At 54.2% G+C, this 21,332-nt stretch carries 24 protein-coding genes; 9 read left to right on the top strand and 15 right to left on the bottom strand.

Going from position 1 to position 21,332, the window contains the following annotated elements; translation table 11 throughout:
- Positions 1-344: 344 nt before the first annotated feature.
- The 3 genes from A8O26_RS27220 to A8O26_RS27210 all read right to left on the bottom strand — a co-directional run bounded on the left by A8O26_RS27220 (position 345) and on the right by A8O26_RS27210 (position 3,784).
- Positions 345-1,739, bottom strand: coding sequence for an undecaprenyl-phosphate glucose phosphotransferase (locus tag A8O26_RS27220; RefSeq protein ID WP_064120722.1), 1,395 nt, complete (start codon positions 1,737-1,739; stop codon positions 345-347).
- Between the two features lie 392 nt (positions 1,740-2,131).
- A complete protein-coding gene (locus A8O26_RS27215) occupies positions 2,132-2,764 on the bottom strand; it encodes a winged helix-turn-helix domain-containing protein (RefSeq protein ID WP_064120721.1) in 633 nt (210 codons plus the stop codon).
- Between the two features lie 279 nt (positions 2,765-3,043).
- Positions 3,044-3,784, bottom strand: coding sequence for a winged helix-turn-helix domain-containing protein (locus tag A8O26_RS27210; protein WP_064120720.1), 741 nt, complete (start codon positions 3,782-3,784; stop codon positions 3,044-3,046).
- A gap of 505 nt (positions 3,785-4,289) precedes the next feature.
- Between A8O26_RS27210 and A8O26_RS27205 the strand changes: the two genes are divergently transcribed.
- Entirely contained in the window at positions 4,290-5,123 is an 834-nt protein-coding gene (locus tag A8O26_RS27205) for an undecaprenyl-diphosphate phosphatase (RefSeq protein ID WP_064120719.1), read from the top strand.
- Here A8O26_RS27205 and A8O26_RS27200 read toward each other — a convergent pair whose 3' ends face one another.
- From A8O26_RS27200 to A8O26_RS27190, 3 genes are all read right to left on the bottom strand, one after another.
- On the bottom strand, positions 5,124-5,495 hold the full coding sequence (locus tag A8O26_RS27200; RefSeq protein WP_064120718.1) for a DUF2388 domain-containing protein: 372 nt from the start codon (positions 5,493-5,495) through the stop codon (positions 5,124-5,126).
- Positions 5,496-5,570: 75 nt separating this feature from the next.
- Positions 5,571-6,557 carry a tRNA dihydrouridine(20/20a) synthase DusA gene (gene dusA, locus A8O26_RS27195; protein ID WP_081265266.1) on the bottom strand — a complete coding sequence of 329 codons (987 nt, stop codon included), beginning with the start codon at positions 6,555-6,557 and terminating at the stop codon, positions 5,571-5,573.
- A gap of 65 nt (positions 6,558-6,622) precedes the next feature.
- Positions 6,623-6,895, bottom strand: coding sequence for a hypothetical protein (locus A8O26_RS27190; protein ID WP_064120716.1), 273 nt, complete (start codon positions 6,893-6,895; stop codon positions 6,623-6,625).
- A gap of 216 nt (positions 6,896-7,111) precedes the next feature.
- On the opposite strand from A8O26_RS27190, the gene A8O26_RS27185 reads away from it, so the two are divergent.
- From A8O26_RS27185 to A8O26_RS27175, 3 genes are all read left to right on the top strand, one after another.
- Positions 7,112-8,254: an HNH endonuclease gene (locus A8O26_RS27185; protein ID WP_064120715.1), complete on the top strand. Its 1,143-nt coding sequence runs from the start codon at positions 7,112-7,114 to the stop codon at positions 8,252-8,254.
- A gap of 356 nt (positions 8,255-8,610) precedes the next feature.
- Entirely contained in the window at positions 8,611-8,925 is a 315-nt protein-coding gene (locus A8O26_RS27180) for a hypothetical protein (protein ID WP_064120714.1), read from the top strand.
- A gap of 174 nt (positions 8,926-9,099) precedes the next feature.
- Complete coding sequence (locus A8O26_RS27175; protein ID WP_064120713.1) at positions 9,100-9,978, top strand: DUF2971 domain-containing protein; 879 nt, start codon at positions 9,100-9,102, stop codon at positions 9,976-9,978.
- A gap of 414 nt (positions 9,979-10,392) precedes the next feature.
- On the opposite strand, the gene A8O26_RS27170 is transcribed toward A8O26_RS27175, so the two are convergent.
- The 4 genes from A8O26_RS27170 to A8O26_RS27155 all read right to left on the bottom strand — a co-directional run bounded on the left by A8O26_RS27170 (position 10,393) and on the right by A8O26_RS27155 (position 12,781).
- Entirely contained in the window at positions 10,393-11,028 is a 636-nt protein-coding gene (locus tag A8O26_RS27170; protein ID WP_064120712.1) for a hypothetical protein, read from the bottom strand.
- A 67-nt stretch (positions 11,029-11,095) separates the two neighbouring features.
- Complete coding sequence (locus A8O26_RS27165; RefSeq protein ID WP_064120711.1) at positions 11,096-11,458, bottom strand: DUF7079 family protein; 363 nt, start codon at positions 11,456-11,458, stop codon at positions 11,096-11,098.
- Positions 11,443-12,225: a hypothetical protein gene (locus A8O26_RS27160; RefSeq protein WP_064120710.1), complete on the bottom strand. Its 783-nt coding sequence runs from the start codon at positions 12,223-12,225 to the stop codon at positions 11,443-11,445. Before A8O26_RS27160 ends, A8O26_RS27165 begins: the two co-directional genes overlap by 16 nt.
- Before the next feature lie 10 nt (positions 12,226-12,235).
- Positions 12,236-12,781: a PAAR domain-containing protein gene (locus A8O26_RS27155; RefSeq protein ID WP_064120709.1), complete on the bottom strand. Its 546-nt coding sequence runs from the start codon at positions 12,779-12,781 to the stop codon at positions 12,236-12,238.
- A 462-nt stretch (positions 12,782-13,243) separates the two neighbouring features.
- Here A8O26_RS27155 and A8O26_RS27150 point away from each other — a divergent pair, with 462 nt between their 5' ends.
- The 3 genes from A8O26_RS27150 (at position 13,244) to lepB (ending at position 15,041) form a co-directional block, all read left to right on the top strand.
- The gene (locus A8O26_RS27150) at positions 13,244-13,606 is read left to right on the top strand and encodes a DUF6124 family protein (protein ID WP_064120708.1); all 363 of its coding nucleotides are present in this window, start codon (positions 13,244-13,246) and stop codon (positions 13,604-13,606) included.
- Positions 13,607-13,753: 147 nt separating this feature from the next.
- Positions 13,754-14,161 carry a hypothetical protein gene (locus A8O26_RS27145; RefSeq protein WP_064120707.1) on the top strand — a complete coding sequence of 136 codons (408 nt, stop codon included), beginning with the start codon at positions 13,754-13,756 and terminating at the stop codon, positions 14,159-14,161.
- An 82-nt stretch (positions 14,162-14,243) separates the two neighbouring features.
- Positions 14,244-15,041 carry a signal peptidase I gene (gene lepB, locus A8O26_RS27140; RefSeq protein ID WP_064120706.1) on the top strand — a complete coding sequence of 266 codons (798 nt, stop codon included), beginning with the start codon at positions 14,244-14,246 and terminating at the stop codon, positions 15,039-15,041.
- Positions 15,042-15,085: 44 nt separating this feature from the next.
- On the opposite strand, the gene A8O26_RS27135 is transcribed toward lepB, so the two are convergent.
- The 3 genes from A8O26_RS27135 to A8O26_RS27125 all read right to left on the bottom strand — a co-directional run bounded on the left by A8O26_RS27135 (position 15,086) and on the right by A8O26_RS27125 (position 18,766).
- The gene (locus tag A8O26_RS27135) at positions 15,086-16,501 is read right to left on the bottom strand and encodes an amino acid permease (protein WP_064120705.1); all 1,416 of its coding nucleotides are present in this window, start codon (positions 16,499-16,501) and stop codon (positions 15,086-15,088) included.
- 127 nt (positions 16,502-16,628) lie between these two features.
- The gene (locus A8O26_RS27130; protein WP_064120704.1) at positions 16,629-17,681 is read right to left on the bottom strand and encodes an ornithine cyclodeaminase; all 1,053 of its coding nucleotides are present in this window, start codon (positions 17,679-17,681) and stop codon (positions 16,629-16,631) included.
- A 50-nt stretch (positions 17,682-17,731) separates the two neighbouring features.
- Positions 17,732-18,766 (bottom strand): histone deacetylase family protein, encoded by a 1,035-nt coding sequence (locus A8O26_RS27125; protein ID WP_064120703.1) that lies wholly within the window; start codon positions 18,764-18,766, stop codon positions 17,732-17,734.
- Between the two features lie 119 nt (positions 18,767-18,885).
- On the opposite strand from A8O26_RS27125, the gene A8O26_RS27120 reads away from it, so the two are divergent.
- Positions 18,886-19,386, top strand: a complete 501-nt coding sequence (locus A8O26_RS27120; RefSeq protein WP_064120702.1) for an Lrp/AsnC family transcriptional regulator — start codon at positions 18,886-18,888, stop codon at positions 19,384-19,386.
- 78 nt (positions 19,387-19,464) lie between these two features.
- On the opposite strand, the gene A8O26_RS27115 is transcribed toward A8O26_RS27120, so the two are convergent.
- Complete coding sequence (locus A8O26_RS27115) at positions 19,465-19,833, bottom strand: DUF7079 family protein (protein WP_253757055.1); 369 nt, start codon at positions 19,831-19,833, stop codon at positions 19,465-19,467.
- Positions 19,834-20,011: 178 nt separating this feature from the next.
- On the opposite strand from A8O26_RS27115, the gene A8O26_RS27110 reads away from it, so the two are divergent.
- Complete coding sequence (locus A8O26_RS27110) at positions 20,012-20,224, top strand: hypothetical protein (protein ID WP_064120701.1); 213 nt, start codon at positions 20,012-20,014, stop codon at positions 20,222-20,224.
- Positions 20,225-20,273: 49 nt separating this feature from the next.
- Here the strand turns inward: A8O26_RS27110 and A8O26_RS27105 are convergent, their stop codons facing one another.
- A complete protein-coding gene (locus tag A8O26_RS27105; protein ID WP_064120700.1) occupies positions 20,274-21,185 on the bottom strand; it encodes an alpha/beta hydrolase in 912 nt (303 codons plus the stop codon).
- Positions 21,186-21,332 lie beyond the last annotated feature (147 nt).

Here is a 21,332-nt window from a genome sequence, read left to right as displayed (position 1 = left end):
ATCCCGATGCCATCCCAAATTCCCTGTGGGAGCGAGCTTGCTCGCGAAGGCGTCAGCACAGTCAACAACCTCGTTGCCTGACCCACCGCTTTCGCGAGCAAGCTCGCTCCCACATTGGATTCTCATCACGCCAAAAATCCTGAGCCAACCACAAATCCCCTGTGGGAGCGAGCCTGCTCGCGAAGGCGTCAGCACAGTCAGCATCCCCGTTACCTGACCCGCCGCTTTCGCGAGCAGGCTCGCTCCCACAAGTTCTTTGCATCCCTCCACAATCCACTCTTGCTCCCAAATCCCAAGCACAAAAAAGGGGACTTTCGTCCCCTTGCGGTATCCAGTGTTGAACCTCAGTAAATATCCTTCGACAGCAACGTAAACGGCGTCTTCACCAGGATCTTCAGGTCCAGCCACAACGACCAACTGTTGATGTACTGCAGGTCAATCTCCACACGTTTCTGCATCTTGTCGAGGGTGTCCGTCTCACCGCGGCAGCCGCTGATCTGGGCCAGCCCGGTGATACCCGGTTTAATCCGGTGACGCGCCATGTAAGCGAGGATTTTCCCCGAGTAGAAATGGTTGTGCGCAACAGCGTGCGGACGCGGCCCGACCAGTGCCATGTGCCCTTGCAGCACGTTGAACAGTTGCGGCAATTCATCCAGCGACGTGCGGCGGATAAAGCGCCCGACCGGAGTAATGCGCGAGTCGTTACGGCTGGCCTGCTTCACTTCACGGTCATCGTGAACACGCATCGAGCGAAACTTCCAGACCTTGATCACCTTGCCGTTCCAGCCATGGCGATCCTGCTTGAAAAACACCGGGCCGGGCGAGTTGATCTTCACCGCCAGCGCAATGATCAGCAAGATCGGGCTCAGCGCGATGATCGCCAGCAAGGCCACGGTTTTCTCCATCAGGCTTTTGCTCAGCGCAGCGGTCGGGCGGCTGGTCAACGGGCTTTCGTTCAAGTAGATCGCCGGCAGACCGTCCACAACCTTCACCGAGTGATTGAGCAAGGTCAGACTGTTCAAGTCCGGCACCCACACCACATCAACGTTGGCCCCTAGCAAGTCACCATAAATCGCTTCGATTTTCGCCGCTTCACACAACGGCAGGGTAATGTACAAACGACGAATGTCATGGGCTTCGATCAGCTTCAGCAAGTCTTCCTGAGCGCCAACCACACGCGGTGAATCTTTACCCAGCGCAGACACATCGCCATTGCTGACCAAACCTACCAACGGCAGATTCTCCAGCTGGCTGAGCTTCTTCGCCAGACCCAACGCCAGTTCGCCAGTGCCGACGATCAGCGTCTTGTGTTCGCTTTTACGCGAACGCTGGTAGTACTTGGAAAACGCATGCAGCGGCGCGTAGAGAAACGCCTGACCGAGGAAGCCATACACCGCCCAACTCAAAATCACCTGCCGCGAAAACAGCTCATCGGCCTGGCAGACAAAAGCGATGCACGCCAGCGCCGCCATGGTCATCGACCAACCCATAAACAGTCGACCGAGACCGGTCAGGTAGTTGTCACGTTTGCGATAAACACCGCTAAACGTGTAAGCCGGCACCGACGCCAGTACCGCCAGCGTTGCACACATCCGGTAGTAGAACGCGACCGTCCCGGTGTGCTGCTCGGCGAGTATGAACAACAGTGTCACCACAAAGCCCTGTGCCAGCGCCCATTGGCCCCAAAAGGTCAGTCCCTTGAGGCCTGTGCTTCGATTGATACTTAGAGAAAGATCCATACGGTATCCCCAAAAGACGTCCATTCAGGTTTCAACAGTTGAAAACCGAGTTGTTATGCAGACTTATTGTTTTTGTTCTAACGAGTGTCCTGAGGTAACAACATCGATATGCCGAACTGTCGTCAGTCAATAGACTAAGTTATTGGCTGGAATGGTGTCTGACGAGTTCTAACAAGATGGCACAGTGCCAACTTTTTAATAATTAAATATAAGAGTGTTAGAAAAGGTCGCAGAGGAGGGGGTGAATAAATGATGTTGTATTTGTTACTGTTGGAGGGGTGGAGGCAGGGAATGTTTAATTCAGGGAGGAAGATGAAGCCAAACAGAGTGCTCTTGTTGTTTTTGTAATCGCACTTTTGTCTGTTTGTTCTGTTCGTGGAGGTCTTGCGTGGTTACGCGACGATTTCCTGGATCAGGCAATAACCGCGATTTCTGACGGCACGAAACAGTCGTTCACCCTGACTGGCGCTTTTGAATTTGTCTTGCAGGCGACTCAGGCACATTTCCAGGCCGCGATATTGTTCCGGCTCTCGGCCGATGCTGAGGATCAGCTCGTCACGACTGACAACACGCTCTTCATGGCTGAGCATCTTTCTGACCAGTGCTGTTTCCAGGCCAGTGAGGCTGATTTCGACACCTTCTTTGACCAGTGCACCCTGATCCGGATCAAGATGCCAGGTTTCATTGCCAGGCATATCACCTTCAGCGGCGGGCGGCATGTTGCGGGTTTCCGCAGTGATTGCCGGGGCATTCTGGAAAGGATTGGCCGATTGTGCTGCCAGCCATTCGGACTCAAGCGTGGCCAATATTCGCTGAGTATCGTGTTCAATACTGCGCGGGGCATTTTTGCGACTGATGCTTGGATATGTGAACTCCATCACCATTGGAGCGGAAGAGGGCGAATCAACCCCTTCAAACGAATTGAAACGTTCACTGGACAGCATGCTCTCCAATTCACGTTGCGACGTTGTACTGTGAGTCACGACAACAAAATATTTCCTTGGGAGGGTTGTACTAGTTTCCATGTCTCTCTCCTAAATACACACCAAAATTGGCTAAAAGAAAAATCGGCAGGCGAGCAATGACTTCCTCGGAAGTAATCGATAGGCAGGGTCTGGGCCCAAGATTGGCCCTCGATAAATTCCACTCGATCTGCTGCTATGTTATGGAGTTTTATTGTTATGGGTCGTGTTGTCGCGCTCATTCAATTGCTTGATTTCAAACAGGCGTGAAGCAGAATTGGAACGATATGGTTGCATCAGACGATCCTTCGTACGTATGCAAAAGGGATGGCTGCCCGAGACTCAGGCAGTCGATATCAGACCCCGCAGCAGGCGATAGCCATAGCCGCGAATGCTCTGAATCGCGTTTGTACCATACATGTCCTTGATTTTTCCACGCAAGCGACTGATTGATTTTTCCAGTGCCCGAGGGTCGTAGAAATTGCTGTTGAGGCCCATGATATTGGCGATTTCATCATGGCTCAGGATGTGATTGCTGGTTTGCGCGAAGGCTTCGAGGATCTTCATTTCGGCAAACGAGATGTCGAGCTTCTTGCTGGTGCCCATCAGGCAAATGCGGGTCGGATCAAGCGTCAGATCGATATCGCGTTGCCATTCTTCACTGTTGAAGAACTCGCCCAGCAACTCGGCGCCATCCTCGGAAAGGGTATTGAGCTTGATACAAACATCTGCACCGGCAAGATAGTACTTGATCTTGTTGAAGGCGCCGCGACCGGTGATGACTGCGCAAATGATCGGTTTCAAGTTGTCGCTGCGCAGGTTCTCGACCAACGCCAGATTGTCTTCAAGAGCCTGTGGGCTGTCGATAACCAGGAAGATGGCTCGATACGAACCAGACTGTTCATTCAACTGATATGAACTAGTGTACGCATCGGCTTCGAGCGCCATATCAGTGCGTACATGCTGGGCGACTAGCGCTTTGAAATGTTCAGCCACGCCACGGGTACGACCCAGAGTAAGAACACCAGGTTCGTCGTTTGTCGGGCGCGGGCTTCTAGTCGCTAAGTTCCCTGAGAGCATCATGCATTGACTCGAATTAAGTGCTGACATCGGGATGTTAAAGCACCGGTTCTCATCTGTGACTGACAATTGGTAACATTTGCGCGGATTTTAGACGTGTCTCGCGAGTTTTCTAACAATAATTAAGCTTTTCAAGCTTTTAGTTGATTTTCTCGGAGGGGTGAACTACTGCTTAGATGGTGGCGATATGCAATGGTGCCACTATTTTGAGGTGAATGCGATAGCTTTGTTTGTGTCCATTTGCCACTGTCTGGCCATCTCGGAATAATGTGATATTGATCACACTCTCTTGTCCGAGCAACTTTTTTCTGCAGAAAGGCCTAAATATTTTCTGCGTAGTTCGTCGGCCGACGATTACTAACATGGCTTGAGTGTGTCTTTTAATAAGACGTAATCTTTATGGCTGATGAACTTTTGCGTTTATGTATGTCAATGGTCTCACTGCAGATACTCAACCCCTGAGTGTTATTACCCGGTCGCTCGCCAAGAGCGCTCTGACGGAGGATTAATGGATTTCTGGACCCTTTTCCAGGTGTTGATATTAGGTGCGGTAGAAGGCCTGACCGAGTTCTTGCCGATCTCGAGTACCGGCCACCAGATCATCGTAGCCGACTTGCTGGAATTCGGCGGTGAACGCGCAATGGCCTTCAACATCATTATTCAATTGGGTGCCATCCTTGCCGTCGTCTGGGAGTTTCGACCGAAGATCTTCGACATCATCAAAGGCCTGCCCACTCAACGCAATGCTCAACGTTTCACCCTCAACTTGCTGATCGCCTTTCTGCCCGCCGTGGTCTTGGGCGTGTTGTTCGCCGACGCCATCCACGAATACCTGTTCAACCCGATCACCGTCGCCGTGGCACTGGTCGTCGGCGGCATCATTATGCTGTGGGCCGAACAGCGCAGCCATGTGATCAGTGTCGAACACGTCGACGACATGCGCTGGTCTCACGCACTGAAAGTCGGTTTCGTACAATGCCTGGCGATGATTCCCGGCACCTCGCGCTCCGGCTCGACCATCATCGGCGGCCTGCTCTTCGGCCTGTCGCGCAAAGCCGCCACCGAATTCTCGTTCTTCCTCGCCATGCCGACCATGGTCGGCGCCGCCGTGTACTCCGGCTACAAATACCGCGACCTGTTCCAACCCAGCGACCTGCCAGTCTTCGCCCTCGGCTTCGTCACCGCGTTCATCTTCGCGATGATCGCCGTGCGCGGCTTGCTGAAGTTTATTGCCAACCACAGCTACGCCGCATTCGCCTGGTACCGGATCGCGTTTGGTTTATTGATTCTGGCGACGTGGCTGTTTGGCTGGGTCAACTGGACCGCCGCAGCGGCAGCCTGATCACTGAGCGCTGATCAACGCCGCAACGGCGAGATCGTTTAGCGCCGAATCTGACGACTCCTGGCGATAGCGCTGCAAGGCCGAGGTGAAATACGCGGCCTGCAGCATGCCGTCGCTGGCCAGATAGAGTCGCGCGTCTTCTTGCTCCTCGGCGGAGTAAACGCGTTTATGGCTGTCGGTCGTTTCCTGGCTAGACGAAATAGGTGCAAGGATTAAAGACACCAAAGTGAAGCCGGAAAACTGCGTCACCTCCCACGGCGTATCGGTCCGGCCCATGCAAAAGCCATCGCAGTGCGCATAAACGTCGGAAGTGAAGCTGAACAAAGCGAGGAGGGTGAAACGCTTGAAAGCAGAAAAAGTAAACGCGGGCATAAACAAAAGACATCCTGTCAGTACAACAAAACACCGGGCAACGCTCATGCGTCGCCCGCACACTCAAAACTTCAATCAACGACCTTCAAGCAACTCAGCTGCCTGATCCAGCAACGCCAGCGGATCCTTGGCCTTGTGAATATCCACCGACAACAACTGACGGAATTTCCGCGCCCCCGGGAACCCCGTGCCCAGGCCCAGCACATGCCGCGTGATGTGATGCATCGCCCCACCGGCCAGCAAATGCTCGGCTATATAAGGACGCAACTGCGCCAACGCCTCAGCCCGACTGATCACCGGCGCCGAACTGCCAAACAACTGCTGATCCACCTCCGCCAGCAAATACGGATTGTGATAGGCCTCACGCCCCAACATCACACCGTCGAACGTCTGCAAATGCTCATGGCAAGCCTCCATCGTCTTGATCCCGCCATTCAGCACAATCTCCAACGCCGGAAAATCCGCCTTCAACTGCGCCGCCACGTCATAGCGCAACGGCGGAATGTCACGATTCTCCTTCGGCGACAACCCCTCCAGAATCGCAATCCGCGCATGCACGGTAAAACTGGTGCACCCGGCATCGCGCACGGTGCCGACGAAATCACACAGCTCCGCGTAACTGTCCCGACCGTTGATGCCGATGCGGTGCTTTACCGTTACTGGAATCGACACAGCGTCTTGCATCGCCTTCACACAATCCGCCACCAGTTGCGGATGACCCATCAGGCATGCGCCGATCATGTTGTTTTGCACACGATCGCTTGGGCAGCCGACGTTCAAGTTCACTTCGTCGTAGCCATGCTCCTGGGCCATGCGTGCGCAGGCGGCCAGATCCAACGGGACACTACCGCCGAGTTGCAAGGCGAGAGGGTGCTCGGCTTCGTTGTGACGTAGGAAGCGTTCGTGATCGCCGTTGAGCAGCGCGCCTGTGGTGACCATTTCGGTGTAGAGCAGGGCGTTCTTCGACAGGAGGCGTAGGAAGAAACGGCAATGGCGGTCGGTCCAATCCATCATTGGGGCGACGGAGAAGCGGCGGGAGAGTGGGGCGGGTTGTAGAGGCATTGGGGGAATCTGGATCAGAGGGGCGAAGGTTGGGCAGTTTATCAGGATTGGGATAGGACGGAGGTTTACGCGTCGTTACTGCGTGCTCTGGCTTGCGGATGAGGCGAGACGAATCGACTGAATATTGTGGTCTGGCCCCTATTTACTGCGTCTTTGCGCTGGCCATATAGATGGCACCAGTCGAGAACGGCTAAATCCATCGCATTTTGGGTGACCTCGTGCCCAAAATTATTGATTACACCATTCGCATCCTCTTGAGTGTTGAAGGTCAGTGCAATCTTCGAGGCGAAGCTGGTACACGTCCTCTCTGCTGCGGCAAATAGGCACCACTTGTCCATGATCTTTCCTTTGCAAATCGAGGCTTTCCAGTCGGGATCGGCAAACTACAGTCTCGCCCTCTTTGTGTCCATACCGGTCGAGCAGGCGCTAATTGTGGTCAGTTATTAAGATTTTGTGGAGTTGTCTTCGACTCGGATGTTCAATCTGACCACGTCTCAGAAGTATGCTGTCACTGTGCTACCCTCGACGTATTCGTATGAACTGTGGGAGGGACTATGGGACATTGCATTTACTGCCGCAAAGATAAGGATGATCAAGAGTTCACGCTAGAGCACGTTGTTCCGCAGTTTTTGGGTGGGGCGCATGTTCCCGACTTTCTCAAGACAAGAGAGGTCTGCAAAAGCTGCAATAGCAACCTCGGGTTATTTGTTGATGCTTCTTTCGAAAAAAACTGGCTAGTTTCTAACTGGCTTCGCGATTCCTCGTCAGCTTTTTATGACAAGGATGATCCGGTTGGAGTATCACTACTGTGTATGGGCATCGCCGACCTCTGCCCTCCCGAACTTCCAGAGGGCCATGTATGTGAAATGTGGTTAGGACCATTGGGTGAGCAGGTATTTTGGCTTCGCCCACACGATGATAGATTGGCTGCGTACGTCGGTGGAAACCCGCGGACGATGAAGAGTACAGAGACAAGAGCGTATTTTTTATTTTCAGAAAAGTCGCATCAGGATCCGCTCAAAACTTGGCTGTCGTTTGAACAAGCGTTTAATGGCCGTAGGGTCAAGAAGATCATGTGCACTAAGGTCGAAGGCGCTGATCCGAGCAGCATCGGGTTCGCGCAGCCTGATGACTTGGATCGGATGCGCTCGGATTTTTTCCTGGCCAATACTGAAGGCGAACTTGAACAAAAAACTCGAGTTACGGTTGATCGAAAGTTTGATCAGCGCTTTATGTGTAAGCTTGCTATAGGCGTGGCCTATTGTCTTTTCGGGCCTAAAGTCCTTGAATCAGACTATGGCAAAGAGCTGCACAAGGGACTTTGGTTTCGCGATGGGGATGACGAGCCTGAGGTGCGTGGTAGCACATTGTTCACGAAGCAAGGAGACCCAGCCTTTAATAGGCTAGTGGGTTTCCCTAACGCGGTGGCTATCGTTTTGCTTCCAACCCAAGACGGCATTGCAATCAACCTCAACATAAACTCACAACTAAACTGGACTGTTCTGTGTGCGCCCAATGATGTCTTAACGGCAGAAGACGTTGCGAAGATTGGCGACGGGCAGATTTTACTACTCGTGCGCGCCCTTCGAACCTGCATCCATCTTGAGCTTCCCTCTTACCTGGCCTACAAGTCTGGAGTTTCTAAGCACCCCGAACTGAGCGCTCTCCTCGAACGCTCGGAGAGACACAAACCATGACTGCCACGTATCTGTTCTGATTCTTGCGTTCGCCTCCCGATAAATGGGTCTCTTATGACATTTGGCCGCAAGCGAACTATGTCGCGGCGGTCGAAAGATCTAGGCGGCTTGAGTAAAATGTTCCCAATGACGCTTAGGGCATATTTAGGGCAAATCTAGGGCCGCAATAGACCGCAGGACGCCAAAGGATCGTGCGGAAAAGTGTGCTTATGTTGGCCTTGAGCGGCGTGTGGCGACGACAGAAGGGGTTCGAATCCCTATCATTCGTCCTGGCCCTAGCAGTGGGAGAATAGAAAGTATTCACTGTTGTCTGTCCTGATCTACGCTATTCGGCCTCAACCCTAGGAAGTGCTTATATGTCCCTGCCGCAAACCCCGACCTACCAGCAGCGCCTCGCCGAACTACCCCTCGACGTGGCTGTACTTACCTCCGATATCGCCGCCGCCTTGCGCCCGGAACAGCAACCGCTACCTCCGGAGGATCTGGAACGTGTGCTGTTCGAGCATGCGAATGCCGTAGCGCAGAAAATCCCTTCCTGTGCCACCCGTCTAGCCGTCTGGCTCAACATCCTGGCCGATGCCAAGTTACAGGCCCTGGAGCCCCGCGAGGTGGCAGCCTTCGTTAACACGGCGGCCAAATTGGGCGGTCCATCCAGCGTGGCGCCGGCATAGGCGTCCGATACGCTAACATAGCGCCTTGAAGTTTTGCCTATGTTGCACTAACCCTGCCCATGTCTTGGATTACGAGGTGTGGCCGAAAGTTAGAACTGCATGGATGTCAGTAAGCGCTAGACGACTTGATAGTGGTGAGCTGTTTTTGTGTGTGTGATTTCAGGAGAATCGACTGTGCCTGACGCTTTCTATAAATATATGAGTTTAAGTACGGCAAAAATCGTTCTCGAGAATCAAACTCTTCGCTGGACGACCCCCGCGACTCTAAATGATCCTTATGATATCCAATTTGATTTAAGGGTGGATTTCAATAGAAATAAGGTGATGCAGGACGCGCTAGAAAAAACTTGGAAGGTTTATACGGGAGAGTATGTAGGTGCGGAGGGCAACGGCATGAACGCCGTAATTCAAGCGTTTCGCGAAGTCTGCCCAGGCATGACGAAAAATTTTTTTATTAGGGGGTTGGCCGAAGGTATCGCTGAATCCTTTAAAGTTTTGGATGAGGGAATCACTGAAGTAAATAACTTTGCCCGACGCTGTCTCTCTACTTCTAAAATATTATGCTTGACTGATTCGCCGAATAATCAACTTATGTGGGCCTACTACGCAGACAGCAACAAAGGCGCTGTACTCAAGTTCGAGCAAGAGCATGGCGCCGATAGTCCGTACTCCACAGCGAAGCCTGTAAAATATCGAGAGGAAATTCCGAGTCTGTTCAGTGAAGATGAACTCTCAGACTTTTTAGCTGGGTTGATAAGATTCGACCAGCAAAGAAGAGTAGATGACCTGATTTATACTAAGTCTGATGCTTGGGCTCATGAAAGGGAGTGGCGTATTTATTCGGGCGATGGGCGTGATAGATTGGCGCCGCACGAAGATGTTAAGTTTGGGAGTAAGGAGTTGACTGCCGTTATACTTGGTTGCCGAATGCCAGAGGCTGATCGTGTCGATTTAGCTGGTTTAGTAAAACGCTCGTATCCTCATGCCGAAATTTTACAGGCAGCCACCATGAATCATAAATATCAGCTTGAACTTAAAAAAACCGAGCACTGATCTCTTCAAAATAGGGTGGAAATTGCGCAATTAATCACCACGCATGGCGTCGGCTCCTATCGAGAAAAAGTACAAGCCATAGTACCGACAGTGCCCGCGTCAGGCAGTGATTGCAGCTTGCTTAGAAATTGCTACAAAGCGAAGAGGTTACAGAGGGATAGCCAAGCAGATTGGCACCTTGGTGGATGGCTACGCCCAATCCATCATCGGTGCGACGGAGAAGCGGCGGGAGAGTGGGGCGGGTTGTAGAGGCATTGGGGGAATCTGGATCAGAGGGGCGAAGGCGAGGGAGTTTATCAGAAATGGGGTTGGGCAAAATCTCAAGTGTTGCAATTGTGTAGTTACATTCGCTGATGGGGCTGACACTGAATGTCTGAGTATGGTGGTCTGCCCCATTTTTTTATAACTGTGTAGTTAAGGGAGGTTAATCCAGTTTTTACTGGCAATGGAGTTGATTATTGGAAAGCTGTAGGTTTTCATGTTGGGGTATTTCTGTTTTGCATCTGTAATAAGTTCGTTAAGTGGTTTCTTAAAGGATGAGAGTACTTTGATGAAGTCCCATACGACTTTTTCGTCGACAGCTTGATGTGGTGTGTTATGTATGGTTAGTAATATTCGCTGCAGAGCGTATTTCGGAATTGTGTTTTGTAAAATGGCAAATAAGTTAATGGCGGTGTAAAGCTCTTGGTTTATCGCGGGTGTCGGAGTGCTTGTCTGGCATGAGGTGGATGTAGTGGTATTGCTGGAAATTGTTCTGGTTGTGGGTATTGAGAGGTGTTGAATCGGGTCGATGAGCGCAGGAAGCTCTTGTTTTATTATTTTTAGAAAGCTTTGTGCGCAGCTTTTTCCTACTGAAAAAAATCCTTCGTCTTTTGCGACTGTTTTGCTCTGGTAGTGAAAAATAGTGTGCTCGCCCTCAAGCTCCCTGCAGCATCCTTGAATTGTTTTGCCAGGCATTAACGCAATTCTCGAGATGACATTTATAGTGTATGTGCTGCAGATTTTGTTCTTTTTTGCGTCGCCTGTGCAGTTGTCTGTCAGATGAGTCATTTATTAATCCTTTCGCTTGTTGAGGTGAGTCTGAAATATCTGGATTTTGCGCTTTGTGCGAGGCAATTTACTTTTGATATTGTTTGCTGATTTCCTTCCAGATGTAGCCGTATCTAAATTCCAGCCAGCGAATTAGTAGTTTGTCTCTTTGTCGTCGAAAATAGCTGCCTTCTCGAGCTTTTAATGTTTTTTCTATATCGGATTTGAGGTTTTCTAAATTGAAGGCAGACCATATTATTGGAATGACAGTTTCAAGATTGGTATGACAGACTGGCGCAACCTCATGATAAAGAATTCGTTTTATTTCTTCTGGGTCGTATTCTTCGGTTTGACGTGCAATAGCTTCGTAATCAACCTCTGTATCAACAAAAGCGTCGGATAGCGCCCAATAAACGTAAGCGAGTTCCTCATCCGTCATTGAACGTTCCATGTCAAAAACTCCTCCAGTTCCTCATCAAAACTATCTGCCACATAGTCGCCGAGGATGCCTCCTGCTACGCTTCCCGCAATCACAACAGCGATTGCGCAAACTGGGGCGGCGGGACCGCACAGCATTGAGATACTCAGTCCAGCCAACGCGCCACCGGCGGCACCGCCACCTAGAATAATCCCTTGGCGACCGGCTTCTTTAGTTTTGTTGTCAGCTTTGTAGATTTCTGAGGCTGCGAAGGCAGCGGTGATGATCCAGGCGACTTTTCCCGTAACCTTCATCATCTTTGTGCCACGAGTCACTTTTGCGTTGTCTACCCCCGATTTTTTCAGGATCAGATAATGGACTTTAGATTTTTCTAAATCGGTCAAAAGGTCAAATTTTTTCTTGAATAATGAGTGGGCGTACTTATCTAGAGTGGTTTGCAATGTTGGGCCGTTGAGCTTGATGTATTCAGCAACAGCAACGCCTTGAGCGGAAGTGAATTTTCGATGTTCGCTCATGATGTTGTTACGCATTTCTTGGCAATATGCGACGCCATCCTTTGCGGAAACATTTCCTGCCAAGACTTCGCTCTCAACAAGTCGAGACATTTCCTTGATCTTGCTCTGATATTTCAATCGAGTGTCGGCGTCCTTGATAGCGTCAGTGGCAAAGCGTGCTGCTGCACCTTCCATCCCAGCAATCGCCATTTCTAGAGGCGAGCTATGTAGGTCGTGCTCTCTTTTCAAGACGTAACTGCCTGTGATGAGCATGGGTTCTGTCATGAGATGTTCCTTATCTCTGAATTTTGCCGAGAATAGTTTCTAGAAGGGACGGGCCGTTTTGGAGCTCATCAGTTCCGTAATCGATCGCGGTACAGGCTTTACCCGTTGGGTTGAAAAATTTCACGGTGTTTTTAGCGTCGAACACGCCTTGCATCTTCGACCCATCTTCAAAATGAGCTACGCAAGAAAGTCCTTCGTAACTTTCGGCAGCCGAGATCTTGAAGCCAATCCAGTTTCCATGAACGATCATCGGGATAGGCGGGATAAAGGACGCAGGTGTATGCGAGTTACCAATGATCACTGGACCTGAGCCGCCAATGACAACGTCGCCATGACTTCCGGTAGTGCCAACAAGCGCAGCATTCTTGCCATTGATAAATACCGTGCCAGACACAGCTGAGGATAGTGCACTGCCACAGGTGCAAGTGTCGTCCTTTCGAGCAGCTGCCAGCCCATCAAAAAATACATCGGGGGACCCGGAGGCGATGGCTTTCGCGCCGTGCCCGGGCATGGGGCAACTGGTGGGATCGGTAATGCGTGCGGCTGGCTTTGCCATGTTTGACTTCCTGTCATCGAATTAACCGTTGCGACTGTATCAGACTTACTTTGCTCGATGTCTGACGGCGAGGCGCTCGGATTTTCGTGAATTTAAACAGCAAAGGCTGCGCTTGTTTAAGTAAGTTGAGGCGGTGTCGTCCAAGACCTACAACACCTTGCGCCACCCCCTACACCTAAGACAGAATCCCCCGGCTTGTGCGTCTAGCCCGCAGGTTCTATCGTCCTCACGTCACTGAAAACCAGTGATCGGGTTTGGTAGCCCGCTTCGTGTCTAGATGCATCGCACCACCTAATTCAGTCGCTTTCCCAGGACTAGGATTTCATGGTGGTCATGCGTGGGGCCCATTCGTGGGCGCCGGGTTCTAGTGCGACCGGTCTACCAACCCGCGTATGGCCGCCACCCATCGTTTGGTAGCGTGGGTGATGGCTTCTTTTAGTAATCGCGCTAGAGGTTCCATCTATGTTCAAAGTAACGCCCAACCCACCAGAAACCGATCCCGCATCCCCCTACGAATCCCTCAACCCCAAAAAACTCCACGAAGCCGCCGAGCGCGCGCTCGATCACTACCTCCTTCCCGCCGGGCACATCATGGCCAGCGTCAACGAGCCCGAGCGCATGTACCTCGCCAACCCCAAATACGACTCGGAATCCCTGCTGGCCAATGCCAGTGAAACTCTCAGTTCCGCCTCGGAAATGCTCAACAACTTCGCCGCAGCACTCGACCCCTCGCACCGCAAAACCGCGCTGGGCATTGCGCAGGTGGTGATGCTGGGCGAGTTGGCGGTGAATCAGGCGTTGGATAATGTTGAGGTGAAGGCGTAAATCAGCTCCCTTTGTGGCAAACGGCTTAGCCGTTGCCACGGAGGGGCTGTTGGCGCTGAGCAAAGCAGCCGGGAGGAGGGTGAGTAAATGGACAGGGTGATGGCCATTTAGTAGCATTCCGCGCCTTTACTCAGGAGTCGCCGCACCATGGAAGCTACATCGCCCCAAGCTTGGTACAACACACGTCCCGCCGTTGTCTTCATGGCCGTTTTTTATTGCTTTGTCGTGTTGATTCAGGCCGGCCTGTGGGTGGCTCATGACGGGTTTCAACAAGCGCGGGAAGGGGATATTTCGTTCTTGATGTTGTTGAACGTCTGCGTGGTGGCATTGTTGATGTTTGTCGGCGGCTTGCTGTTGCTGGCGAGAAAGAAGATCAGCTCGCTGTGCTTTGTTCTGGCGTTGATCCTGGGAATTGCCTTCTCTGTGTCGCAAATGAACAGCGGTTCGGTTGTGCATCTGCTTACCCTGCCAATGTTCAAAGAATATGCACTGGTGTTTGGTATCTGGGTGTACAGCCTGCAATTGCGTACAACGGGTTATTTTTCCGCTAAATAACCCCCCTCTGCATTGCCCGTAGCGCCCTGTTGGCTGAATAGGCCGGGCGCTTGATTATCAGCTATTTACGTGAAGAGAATTTATGTCTGCTCCTGATAAGCCGAAGCTGCCGCTGCAAGCATTTGTGATGTCGTGCCTGGTGGCCGGCTGGGGTCTGGTGTATGCCGGTCAGGTGAAGTGGGCGGTGCGTGTTGCCGCTTTGCTCTATCTGGGTGTGATTTTACTCGGTGTCTGCGGGGTGCCTGCCACGCCAGTGGGCCTGTATGTCTTCGCTACCTTTATTGTCCTGGTGAAACTCGGCTCGGCCACGGCAGCAGCGATATCGGTGCGCAAAAACGACCATCCGGTGAACAGCCCCAGCACCCGTTTCCATGTGCTTTACGTGGTGGCGCTGGTCATTCTCACGCTGGTTCTTTTGGGGCCATTGCGAGGCCCGACGCTGGGGTTCAGGACTTACTTCATCCCCTCTGGCTCAATGGTTCCGACCCTTTCGATCGGTGACTATATCGTGACCAAAATGCGCATTGACGCGCCGCAGGTGGGCGACATTGTGACTTATCGCTACAACGGCACGGAGGCGGTCAAACGTGTGGCGGCTGTGGGTGGCGATACCTTGTCGATTGTTGACGGTAAGGTCATTCGCAACGGCGAGAACATGGGGCTGTTCTTTGCGCCGCCAGATCGCGTGAAGGATCCTCGTTATCTGCAAACACCGCCGACGGTGGTCGAGAAGGATCATGTTTATCTGCTCGGTGATAACCGCGATGTCAGTAACGACAGCCGCTTTATGGGCCAGGTCGCACTCGAGGACATTACCGGTAAAGTCACCGGAATCTGGTTTTCAGAGGAACGCTCGAGGATTGGCACGGCCTTTCAGTGAGACCAAAAGCCGTCACTTTAGGGTGACGGCTTTCTCTTGCAGATCTAGCCAAACTGCCCCGCCGACTCCACCGCAGATTTAGGCTTCCTCAACCGCGTCAACTGGTAAGCAATCCCCAACCAAACAAACCACCCCGGCATCACCATCAGCGCAATCCGCGTATCAGGCCGCAACGCCAGCAACCCCAGCACAAACCCCAAAAACGCCAACGAGAACCACGCCATCGGCACACCGCCGGGCATCTTGTAAGCCGACTTCGCATGCAGATCCGGGCGTTTTTTGCGGTAGGCGATGTAAGACGCGAGGATGGTCGACCAGGTGAAGATCACCAGAATCGCCGACACGGTGGAGACGATGGTGAACGCGGTCATGACTTCCGGCACGATGAACAGCACCAGCACGCCGACCAGCATCAACAGCGTGGTGAACGCCAGGCTCAGCAGTGGCACGCTGTTGCTCGACAGTCGGCGGAATAGGCCGGGGGCGTTGTCTTGATTGGCCAGTCCGAACAGCATGCGGCTTGAGGAGAACACGCCGCTGTTGGCCGATGAGGCCGCCGAGGTCAGGACCACGAAGTTGACGATGCCGGCCGCTGCGGGAAATCCGGCGACGAGGAACAGTTCGACAAACGGGCTCTTGACCGGGGAGACCTGTTGCCACGAGGTCACGGCGATAATGCAGGTCAGCGCGAGTACGTAGAACAGGATGATCCGCAGCGGAATCGAGTTGATGGCCTTGGGCAGGGTTTTCTCCGGCGAGCGGGTTTCGGCGGCGGCGGTGCCGATCAGTTCGGTGCCGGCGAAGGAGAAGATCGCCATTTGAAATCCGGCGAAGAAGCCGAACAAGCCGTTGGGGAACGCTGCCTGTTTGTCCACCAGGTGGCTCAGGGACGCGGTGACGCCACTGGGCGAGACGAATGAGCTGGCGATCAGCACGGTGCTGACGCCGATCAGGGTGACGACGGCAATGATCTTGATGATCGCGAACCAGAATTCCACCTCACCGAACAGCCTGACGGTCAGCACGTTCAACGCGAACAGGGTCGCCAGCATGCCGACGGCGGGTATCCACGCCGGGACGTCGGGGAACCAGTACTGGAAGAATCCGCCGACCACGACGGCATCGCCGATCACTGCGACGCTCCAGCTCAGCCAGTACGACCAGCCGAGGAAGAACGCCGCGCGTGGGCCGAGGTAGGCGCCGGCGAAGTCGGCGAAGGTTTTGAAGTTGAGGTTGGACAGGAGCATTTCGCCCATGGCGCGCATGACGAAAAACACGAACAGGCCGATGATCATGTAGATGAGGATGATCGACGTGCCGGAGAGGGCGATGATCTTCCCGGAGCCCATGAACAGGCCGGTGCCGATGGCGCCGCCCATGGCCATTAACTGGATGTGACGATTGCTGAGCGTGCGCTGCAGCGCGGGCTGTTCGAGCAGCCCGGAAGGGGTCGATTTCATTGCAAAACCTCTTGATTTTATGTTTTTGAGTTTTGGCAGAAAGTAGGTGTCGAGCGTTCTTGTTAGATGTGCAGCGGCTAATCACGAGGTGAATCGCCCCCTGTGGCTGGGGGGCGGCGATTAGCGATCAACTGACGGTGCGCAGACGCGAGGCTTTGGCCGGTTGTGGATCGAGCAGTTGGAAGAGGTTTTTGATGTTTGCCGGCGTCGGCACCAGGTGGATGCGCTGGCCGATTTGCTGGGCCTGCGCCAGGTCTTTCAGGTAGCGCAGGGAGGAAAAGTCTTCCAGGGCAAAACCTACCGAATCGAACACCGTGACCTGCGTGTCGTTCTCGCGCCCGGCCACTTCGCCCTGCACAACCCGGAAAAACTCGATCACCGGGGAATCTGCTTCCAGTTGCTGAATGTCGCCCTCGATACGCGTCTGCGGCTCGAATTCGACGATGACCCGGGCGTTGCGCAGGATGTCGGCATGCAGCTCGGTTTTACCCGGGCAGTCACCGCCGACCGCGTTGATGTGCATGCCGGGCTCGATCATGTCGGGGGTCAGAATCGTTGCGTAGGCTTTGTCGGCGGTGACCGTGGTGACGATGTCCGCGCCCTTGACCGCGTCTTTCACGGAGCGGGCCAGAATCACGTCGATGTCCGGGAACGCGGCGAGGTTGTGCTTCAGTTTGAGCGAAGCGTCGCGATCAATATCGAAAATGCGGATTTCATTGATGCCCAACATTTCATGAAAGGCCACCGCCTGGAATTCACTTTGCGCACCGTTGCCGATCAGGGCCATCGAGGTTGCACCCGGGCGCGCCAGCGATTTCGCCACCAGCGCCGAGGTTGCGGCGGTGCGCACGGCGGTGGTCAGAGTCAGTTCGCTGAGCAAGGTCGGATAGCCACTTTGCACATCGGCCAGCAGACCAAAAGCCATGACCGTGAGCAAATTCTGCTGGCCGTTGTTCGGGTGGCCGTTGACGTATTTGAACGAGTACTGCTGGCCGTCGTCGGTGGGCATCAACTCGATCACGCCGTCCGCCGAGTGATTGGCTGTGCGCGGCGATTTATCAAACTGCGCCCAGCGTGCGTAGTCCGCTTCGATGTAGCCGGCCATTTCGCGGATGGCGCGGCGGATACCGACTTGGGTGAACAGGCGTGCAGCATCATCGACATCAATAAAAAGCGTCATGGTCTTATTTTCCGATCCAGTCATTGAAAAGTTGTAGAGCGGCGGGCGGCTCAGCTGCGTTTGCTCTCGAAACCGTGCAGCACGTTGACGGCATTGATGCCGATTTCATCGACCATGTAACCGCCCTCCATGACGAACAGGGTCGGGCAGCCGACGCTGGCGATCAGTTCGCCGATGCCGATGAAGTCATCGCTTTCCAGCAGGAAGTGGCTGATGGGATCGTCCTTGAAGGTGTCGACACCGAGGGAAATCACCAGCACTTCAGGCGCGAACTGCTGGAGTTTTTTGCAGGCGTGGAGCAGGGCGTTGCGGTAGCTCTCCCAGGTGGTGTTTTTCGGCAGGGGATAGTTGAGGTTGTAACCCTCGCCGACACCCGCGCCGACTTCATGGCTGTACCCCGAGAAGTACGGATAGGACACCGCCGGTTCGCCGTGCAGCGAGACGAACATGACGTCGCTGCGCTGGTAAAAAATGTTCTGCGTGCCATTGCCGTGGTGGAAGTCGACGTCCAGCACCGCGACACGTTTCGCGCCTTGGGTGATGGCTTGTTGCGCGGCAATCGCGGCGTTGTTGAGGTAGCAATAACCGCCCATGTATTCGCGCGCGGCGTGATGGCCGGGCGGGCGGCACAGGGCGAAGGCGCTGTCGTGGCCTTCATCGAGCAGGGCCAGGCCGGTGAGGGCGATATCGGCGCTGGTTTTCACCGCTTGCCAGGTCGTGGCGGTGATCGGCGAACCGGCATCCATCGCGTAGAAACCGAGTTTGCCGTCGATGAACGTCGGCACCTCTTCGCCGGCCAGATCGCGCACCGGCCATACCAGCGGCAAGGCGTCGTGGGTGCGACCGGTGGCGCACCATTCGGCCCAGGCACTTTCGAGAAAACTGACGTAGCGCTCGCTGTGCGCGTTGACGTAGCACGAGCGGTCAAACGAACGCGGTTCGACGATCTGCCCGAGGCCGACCTGTTTGACCCGGTTATGCACGGTGTCGGCCCGGCTCGGTTGTTCGAACGACGGTTTGAGCACGCCGTCTTTCAATTCGGTGCCGTGGTGCAAACGGTGGGAATCACTGAAAACTGTAAACATTCTGCGCATCCGTTATTGTTAGCCAGTGCAAATATTCTGTTCCGTCTGGGCTGCGCTTTCTTTGCTTTGTGTTCGTGGTTTGGTGGATTAATCGGGCGTTTTTACTCAGGAATGGCGTCATGCAGAAAAAAATATCCAAACGCATCAGCCTCGACGAGACCGACCTGGCGATTCTTGAGTTGTTGCAGGAAGACGCCAGTATTTCCAACGCTGAACTCAGCGAGCGGCTGTCGCTGAGCCTTACGCCGTGCTGGCGGCGGCGCAAGCGCATGGAGGAGGCCGGGGTCATAAAGGGCTATCAGGCCAACCTTGATCGGCGAATGCTCGGGCTGGATATCATGGCGTTCGTGCACATTCGTTTTTCCACCCACGCCGACCACGCGCCGGACGCCTTCGAGGCGGTGATTGCGCAATTGCCGCAGGTGGTGGCCTGCCACAAGATCACTGGCGATGCCGATTATGTGTTGCAGGTATTGGCCGAGGATCTTGATAGCTACAGCGACTTCATCGAGCAGGTGCTCCGGCGTCAGGTGGGGATTGCCTCCATCCAGTCGAGTCTGGCGTTGCGCGAGGTCAAGACTGGGAGCCGGATTGCGATTCCTAAACCGGCAAAGGCCTGAGCGCAGAAGGGGGCAATGATCTTTTCGGTTTCGAAAGCGTTGTCTTCCGCTGCTGCGCCCTTGCCACGCAGGCCCGTATCAATCCCACCCTTTGCAGTGAGCCGTAATCTCCTCCCAAACCTCTCGATAGCTAAACCGCAACCGCGCGGTGTGCAGCTTATGCAGTTGCCGCCGAATCCAGCTGTGCTTGTTTGCGAGCAGCATTTGCTCGATTTCTCGATTCAACGAATCAGGTTCGAAACCTGTCCAGACTGGCGGCAGTACGCATTCCAGATTCCCGGCGCAGACGACGGCGACTTCCGAGTACAGAATGTCCTTGATCTGTTGCGGGTCGTAGCCTTCGATTTGCCTGGCGATGTAGGGGTAATCGACGCCGCTGTCGACAAAGATGTCGGAGAGGGCGGATCTGATGTTGTAGAGTTCGGCAGGGCTCAGTTCTCGTCTCAAGCTTGGGCCTCCTGGCGTTAAATGGCGTTGATCCGGTTGCACGGGGCGGTCCCTGGCTGATGGATAGGCGATTCTGAACGCGCGCTGTCGATCAGCAAAGTTTCATCTTGCCGCGTGCGAAGCAGGCCTAGGATGCTCAGACAAGATCGTCGTTGTTCATCCCAAGGGGAATCGTGCCATGCGCCTTAATGTCGTCAAAGTGCTGTTGATCGCTGCAGCGGTATCGGTGTTGAGCGCGTGTTCGGGCGCGGGTGGCTTTACTACCACCAGTTGTTTCTCCAGCGACTGTCAGTCGCCGGAAGGACGTAATGCCAATACGTTGAAGTTTGGTGGCAACAGTATTGGCAGTAGCCTCAATCAGTACAGCTCCGGGATGTTGCATGACGACTGAATAGAAAGGGCGCCTGTTGAAGGCGCCCTTTTTTGTGCATCGCGATGGGTTACAGGTAGTGTTTGAAGAACCCCGCCAGTTTCTGCACCGCCGGGCCGACAAACTGTTCTTTGTCGTACAGGTCGATGTGGCTTGCGCCTTCAATCAACACCAACTCCTTGGGTTCCATTGCCTTCTCGATCGCCATTTCACTGAAGTAGCGGGTGTCAGCCTCAGTGCCGGCAATCATCAGCAGCGGGTGCGGCGAGATCAGGTTGATGTGGTCATACGAAGAGTACGCCGCGATTCGGCCAATGCTGGTGAACACATATTTGTTCGGCGAATTCGGATGCTGTGCGCGGGCGGTGCGGTAGTAATCGCTGCCTTCGCGGAACAGGGTCGGGGTGTCTGCACGGATGTCAGCGGTTTCCGGAACGATCGGGTCGATGCGCACCGGTTCACCCCGAGCTTCACGGGTGCGTTGCTGGCCGACTTCCTCCAACAGTTGCTTGAGTTGTTCCGGGCTGCCGGTGCCACCAAGGCCTTCGCGGTAGAGCAGGCCGATGTCGGCAGCGCTGACGGTGGCGACGGCGCGGATGCGGCGTTCGGTCTGGGCTGCGAACGGCACGTAGCCTCCGGATGCGCAGATGCCGAGGGCGCCGATGCGCTCAGGATTGACCGAGGCATGGTTGGCCAAAAAGTCGATGGCGCTTTTGATGTCTTCGGCACGTACGAACGGGTCTTCCAGATAACGCGGCTCACCTGCGCTTTCGCCTTGATAGCTGGCGTCGTAGGCGAGGGCGATCAAGCCTTTTTCGGCGAGTTTGCCTGCATACAGGCCGGCGGTCTGTTCTTTGACGCCGCCGAACGGGTGGGCGACGACAATGGCCGGGCGTTGTTCGCCGGGTTGCAGGTCGGCGGGCAGGTAGAGGTGGCCGGCGAGTTTGAGGCCGTTGCTGAGGAAGCTGACATTGGTTTTCATAGGTGCACTCCACGGTTGGTGCGGCGCCGCGTCTGGCGGCTGACGAGGCAAAGAGTGAACCGGTGGGTGGGGGGCAAAAAGAGAGTGCAGTTCCTGGGAAAGTTTTTCCTATGATAAGGAGTGCCTTCCCTGAATCGCGCCTGCGCG

The sequence above is a fragment of the Pseudomonas fluorescens genome, from assembly GCF_001648775.1.
Classification (GTDB): Bacteria; Pseudomonadota; Gammaproteobacteria; order Pseudomonadales; family Pseudomonadaceae; genus Aquipseudomonas; species Aquipseudomonas fluorescens_M.
This window is presented reverse-complemented; position numbering and strand designations above follow the sequence as displayed.

Excerpts from the sequence above, each read along its gene's own strand:
- A8O26_RS27220 (WP_064120722.1), bottom strand. The coding sequence starts at position 1,739 with ATGGATCTTTCTCTAAGTATCAATCGAAGCACAGGCCTCAAGGGACTG.
- A8O26_RS27215 (WP_064120721.1), bottom strand. The coding sequence starts at position 2,764 with ATGGAAACTAGTACAACCCTCCCAAGGAAATATTTTGTTGTCGTGACT.
- A8O26_RS27210 (WP_064120720.1), bottom strand. The coding sequence starts at position 3,784 with ATGATGCTCTCAGGGAACTTAGCGACTAGAAGCCCGCGCCCGACAAAC.
- A8O26_RS27205 (WP_064120719.1), top strand. The coding sequence starts at position 4,290 with ATGGATTTCTGGACCCTTTTCCAGGTGTTGATATTAGGTGCGGTAGAA.
- A8O26_RS27200 (WP_064120718.1), bottom strand. The coding sequence starts at position 5,495 with ATGCCCGCGTTTACTTTTTCTGCTTTCAAGCGTTTCACCCTCCTCGCT.
- dusA (WP_081265266.1), bottom strand. The coding sequence starts at position 6,557 with ATGCCTCTACAACCCGCCCCACTCTCCCGCCGCTTCTCCGTCGCCCCA.
- A8O26_RS27190 (WP_064120716.1), bottom strand. The coding sequence starts at position 6,895 with ATGGACAAGTGGTGCCTATTTGCCGCAGCAGAGAGGACGTGTACCAGC.
- A8O26_RS27185 (WP_064120715.1), top strand. The coding sequence starts at position 7,112 with ATGGGACATTGCATTTACTGCCGCAAAGATAAGGATGATCAAGAGTTC.
- A8O26_RS27180 (WP_064120714.1), top strand. The coding sequence starts at position 8,611 with ATGTCCCTGCCGCAAACCCCGACCTACCAGCAGCGCCTCGCCGAACTA.
- A8O26_RS27170 (WP_064120712.1), bottom strand. The coding sequence starts at position 11,028 with ATGACTCATCTGACAGACAACTGCACAGGCGACGCAAAAAAGAACAAA.
- A8O26_RS27165 (WP_064120711.1), bottom strand. The coding sequence starts at position 11,458 with ATGGAACGTTCAATGACGGATGAGGAACTCGCTTACGTTTATTGGGCG.
- A8O26_RS27160 (WP_064120710.1), bottom strand. The coding sequence starts at position 12,225 with ATGACAGAACCCATGCTCATCACAGGCAGTTACGTCTTGAAAAGAGAG.
- A8O26_RS27155 (WP_064120709.1), bottom strand. The coding sequence starts at position 12,781 with ATGGCAAAGCCAGCCGCACGCATTACCGATCCCACCAGTTGCCCCATG.
- A8O26_RS27150 (WP_064120708.1), top strand. The coding sequence starts at position 13,244 with ATGTTCAAAGTAACGCCCAACCCACCAGAAACCGATCCCGCATCCCCC.
- A8O26_RS27145 (WP_064120707.1), top strand. The coding sequence starts at position 13,754 with ATGGAAGCTACATCGCCCCAAGCTTGGTACAACACACGTCCCGCCGTT.
- lepB (WP_064120706.1), top strand. The coding sequence starts at position 14,244 with ATGTCTGCTCCTGATAAGCCGAAGCTGCCGCTGCAAGCATTTGTGATG.
- A8O26_RS27135 (WP_064120705.1), bottom strand. The coding sequence starts at position 16,501 with ATGAAATCGACCCCTTCCGGGCTGCTCGAACAGCCCGCGCTGCAGCGC.
- A8O26_RS27130 (WP_064120704.1), bottom strand. The coding sequence starts at position 17,681 with ATGACGCTTTTTATTGATGTCGATGATGCTGCACGCCTGTTCACCCAA.
- A8O26_RS27125 (WP_064120703.1), bottom strand. The coding sequence starts at position 18,766 with ATGTTTACAGTTTTCAGTGATTCCCACCGTTTGCACCACGGCACCGAA.
- A8O26_RS27120 (WP_064120702.1), top strand. The coding sequence starts at position 18,886 with ATGCAGAAAAAAATATCCAAACGCATCAGCCTCGACGAGACCGACCTG.
- A8O26_RS27110 (WP_064120701.1), top strand. The coding sequence starts at position 20,012 with ATGCGCCTTAATGTCGTCAAAGTGCTGTTGATCGCTGCAGCGGTATCG.
- A8O26_RS27105 (WP_064120700.1), bottom strand. The coding sequence starts at position 21,185 with ATGAAAACCAATGTCAGCTTCCTCAGCAACGGCCTCAAACTCGCCGGC.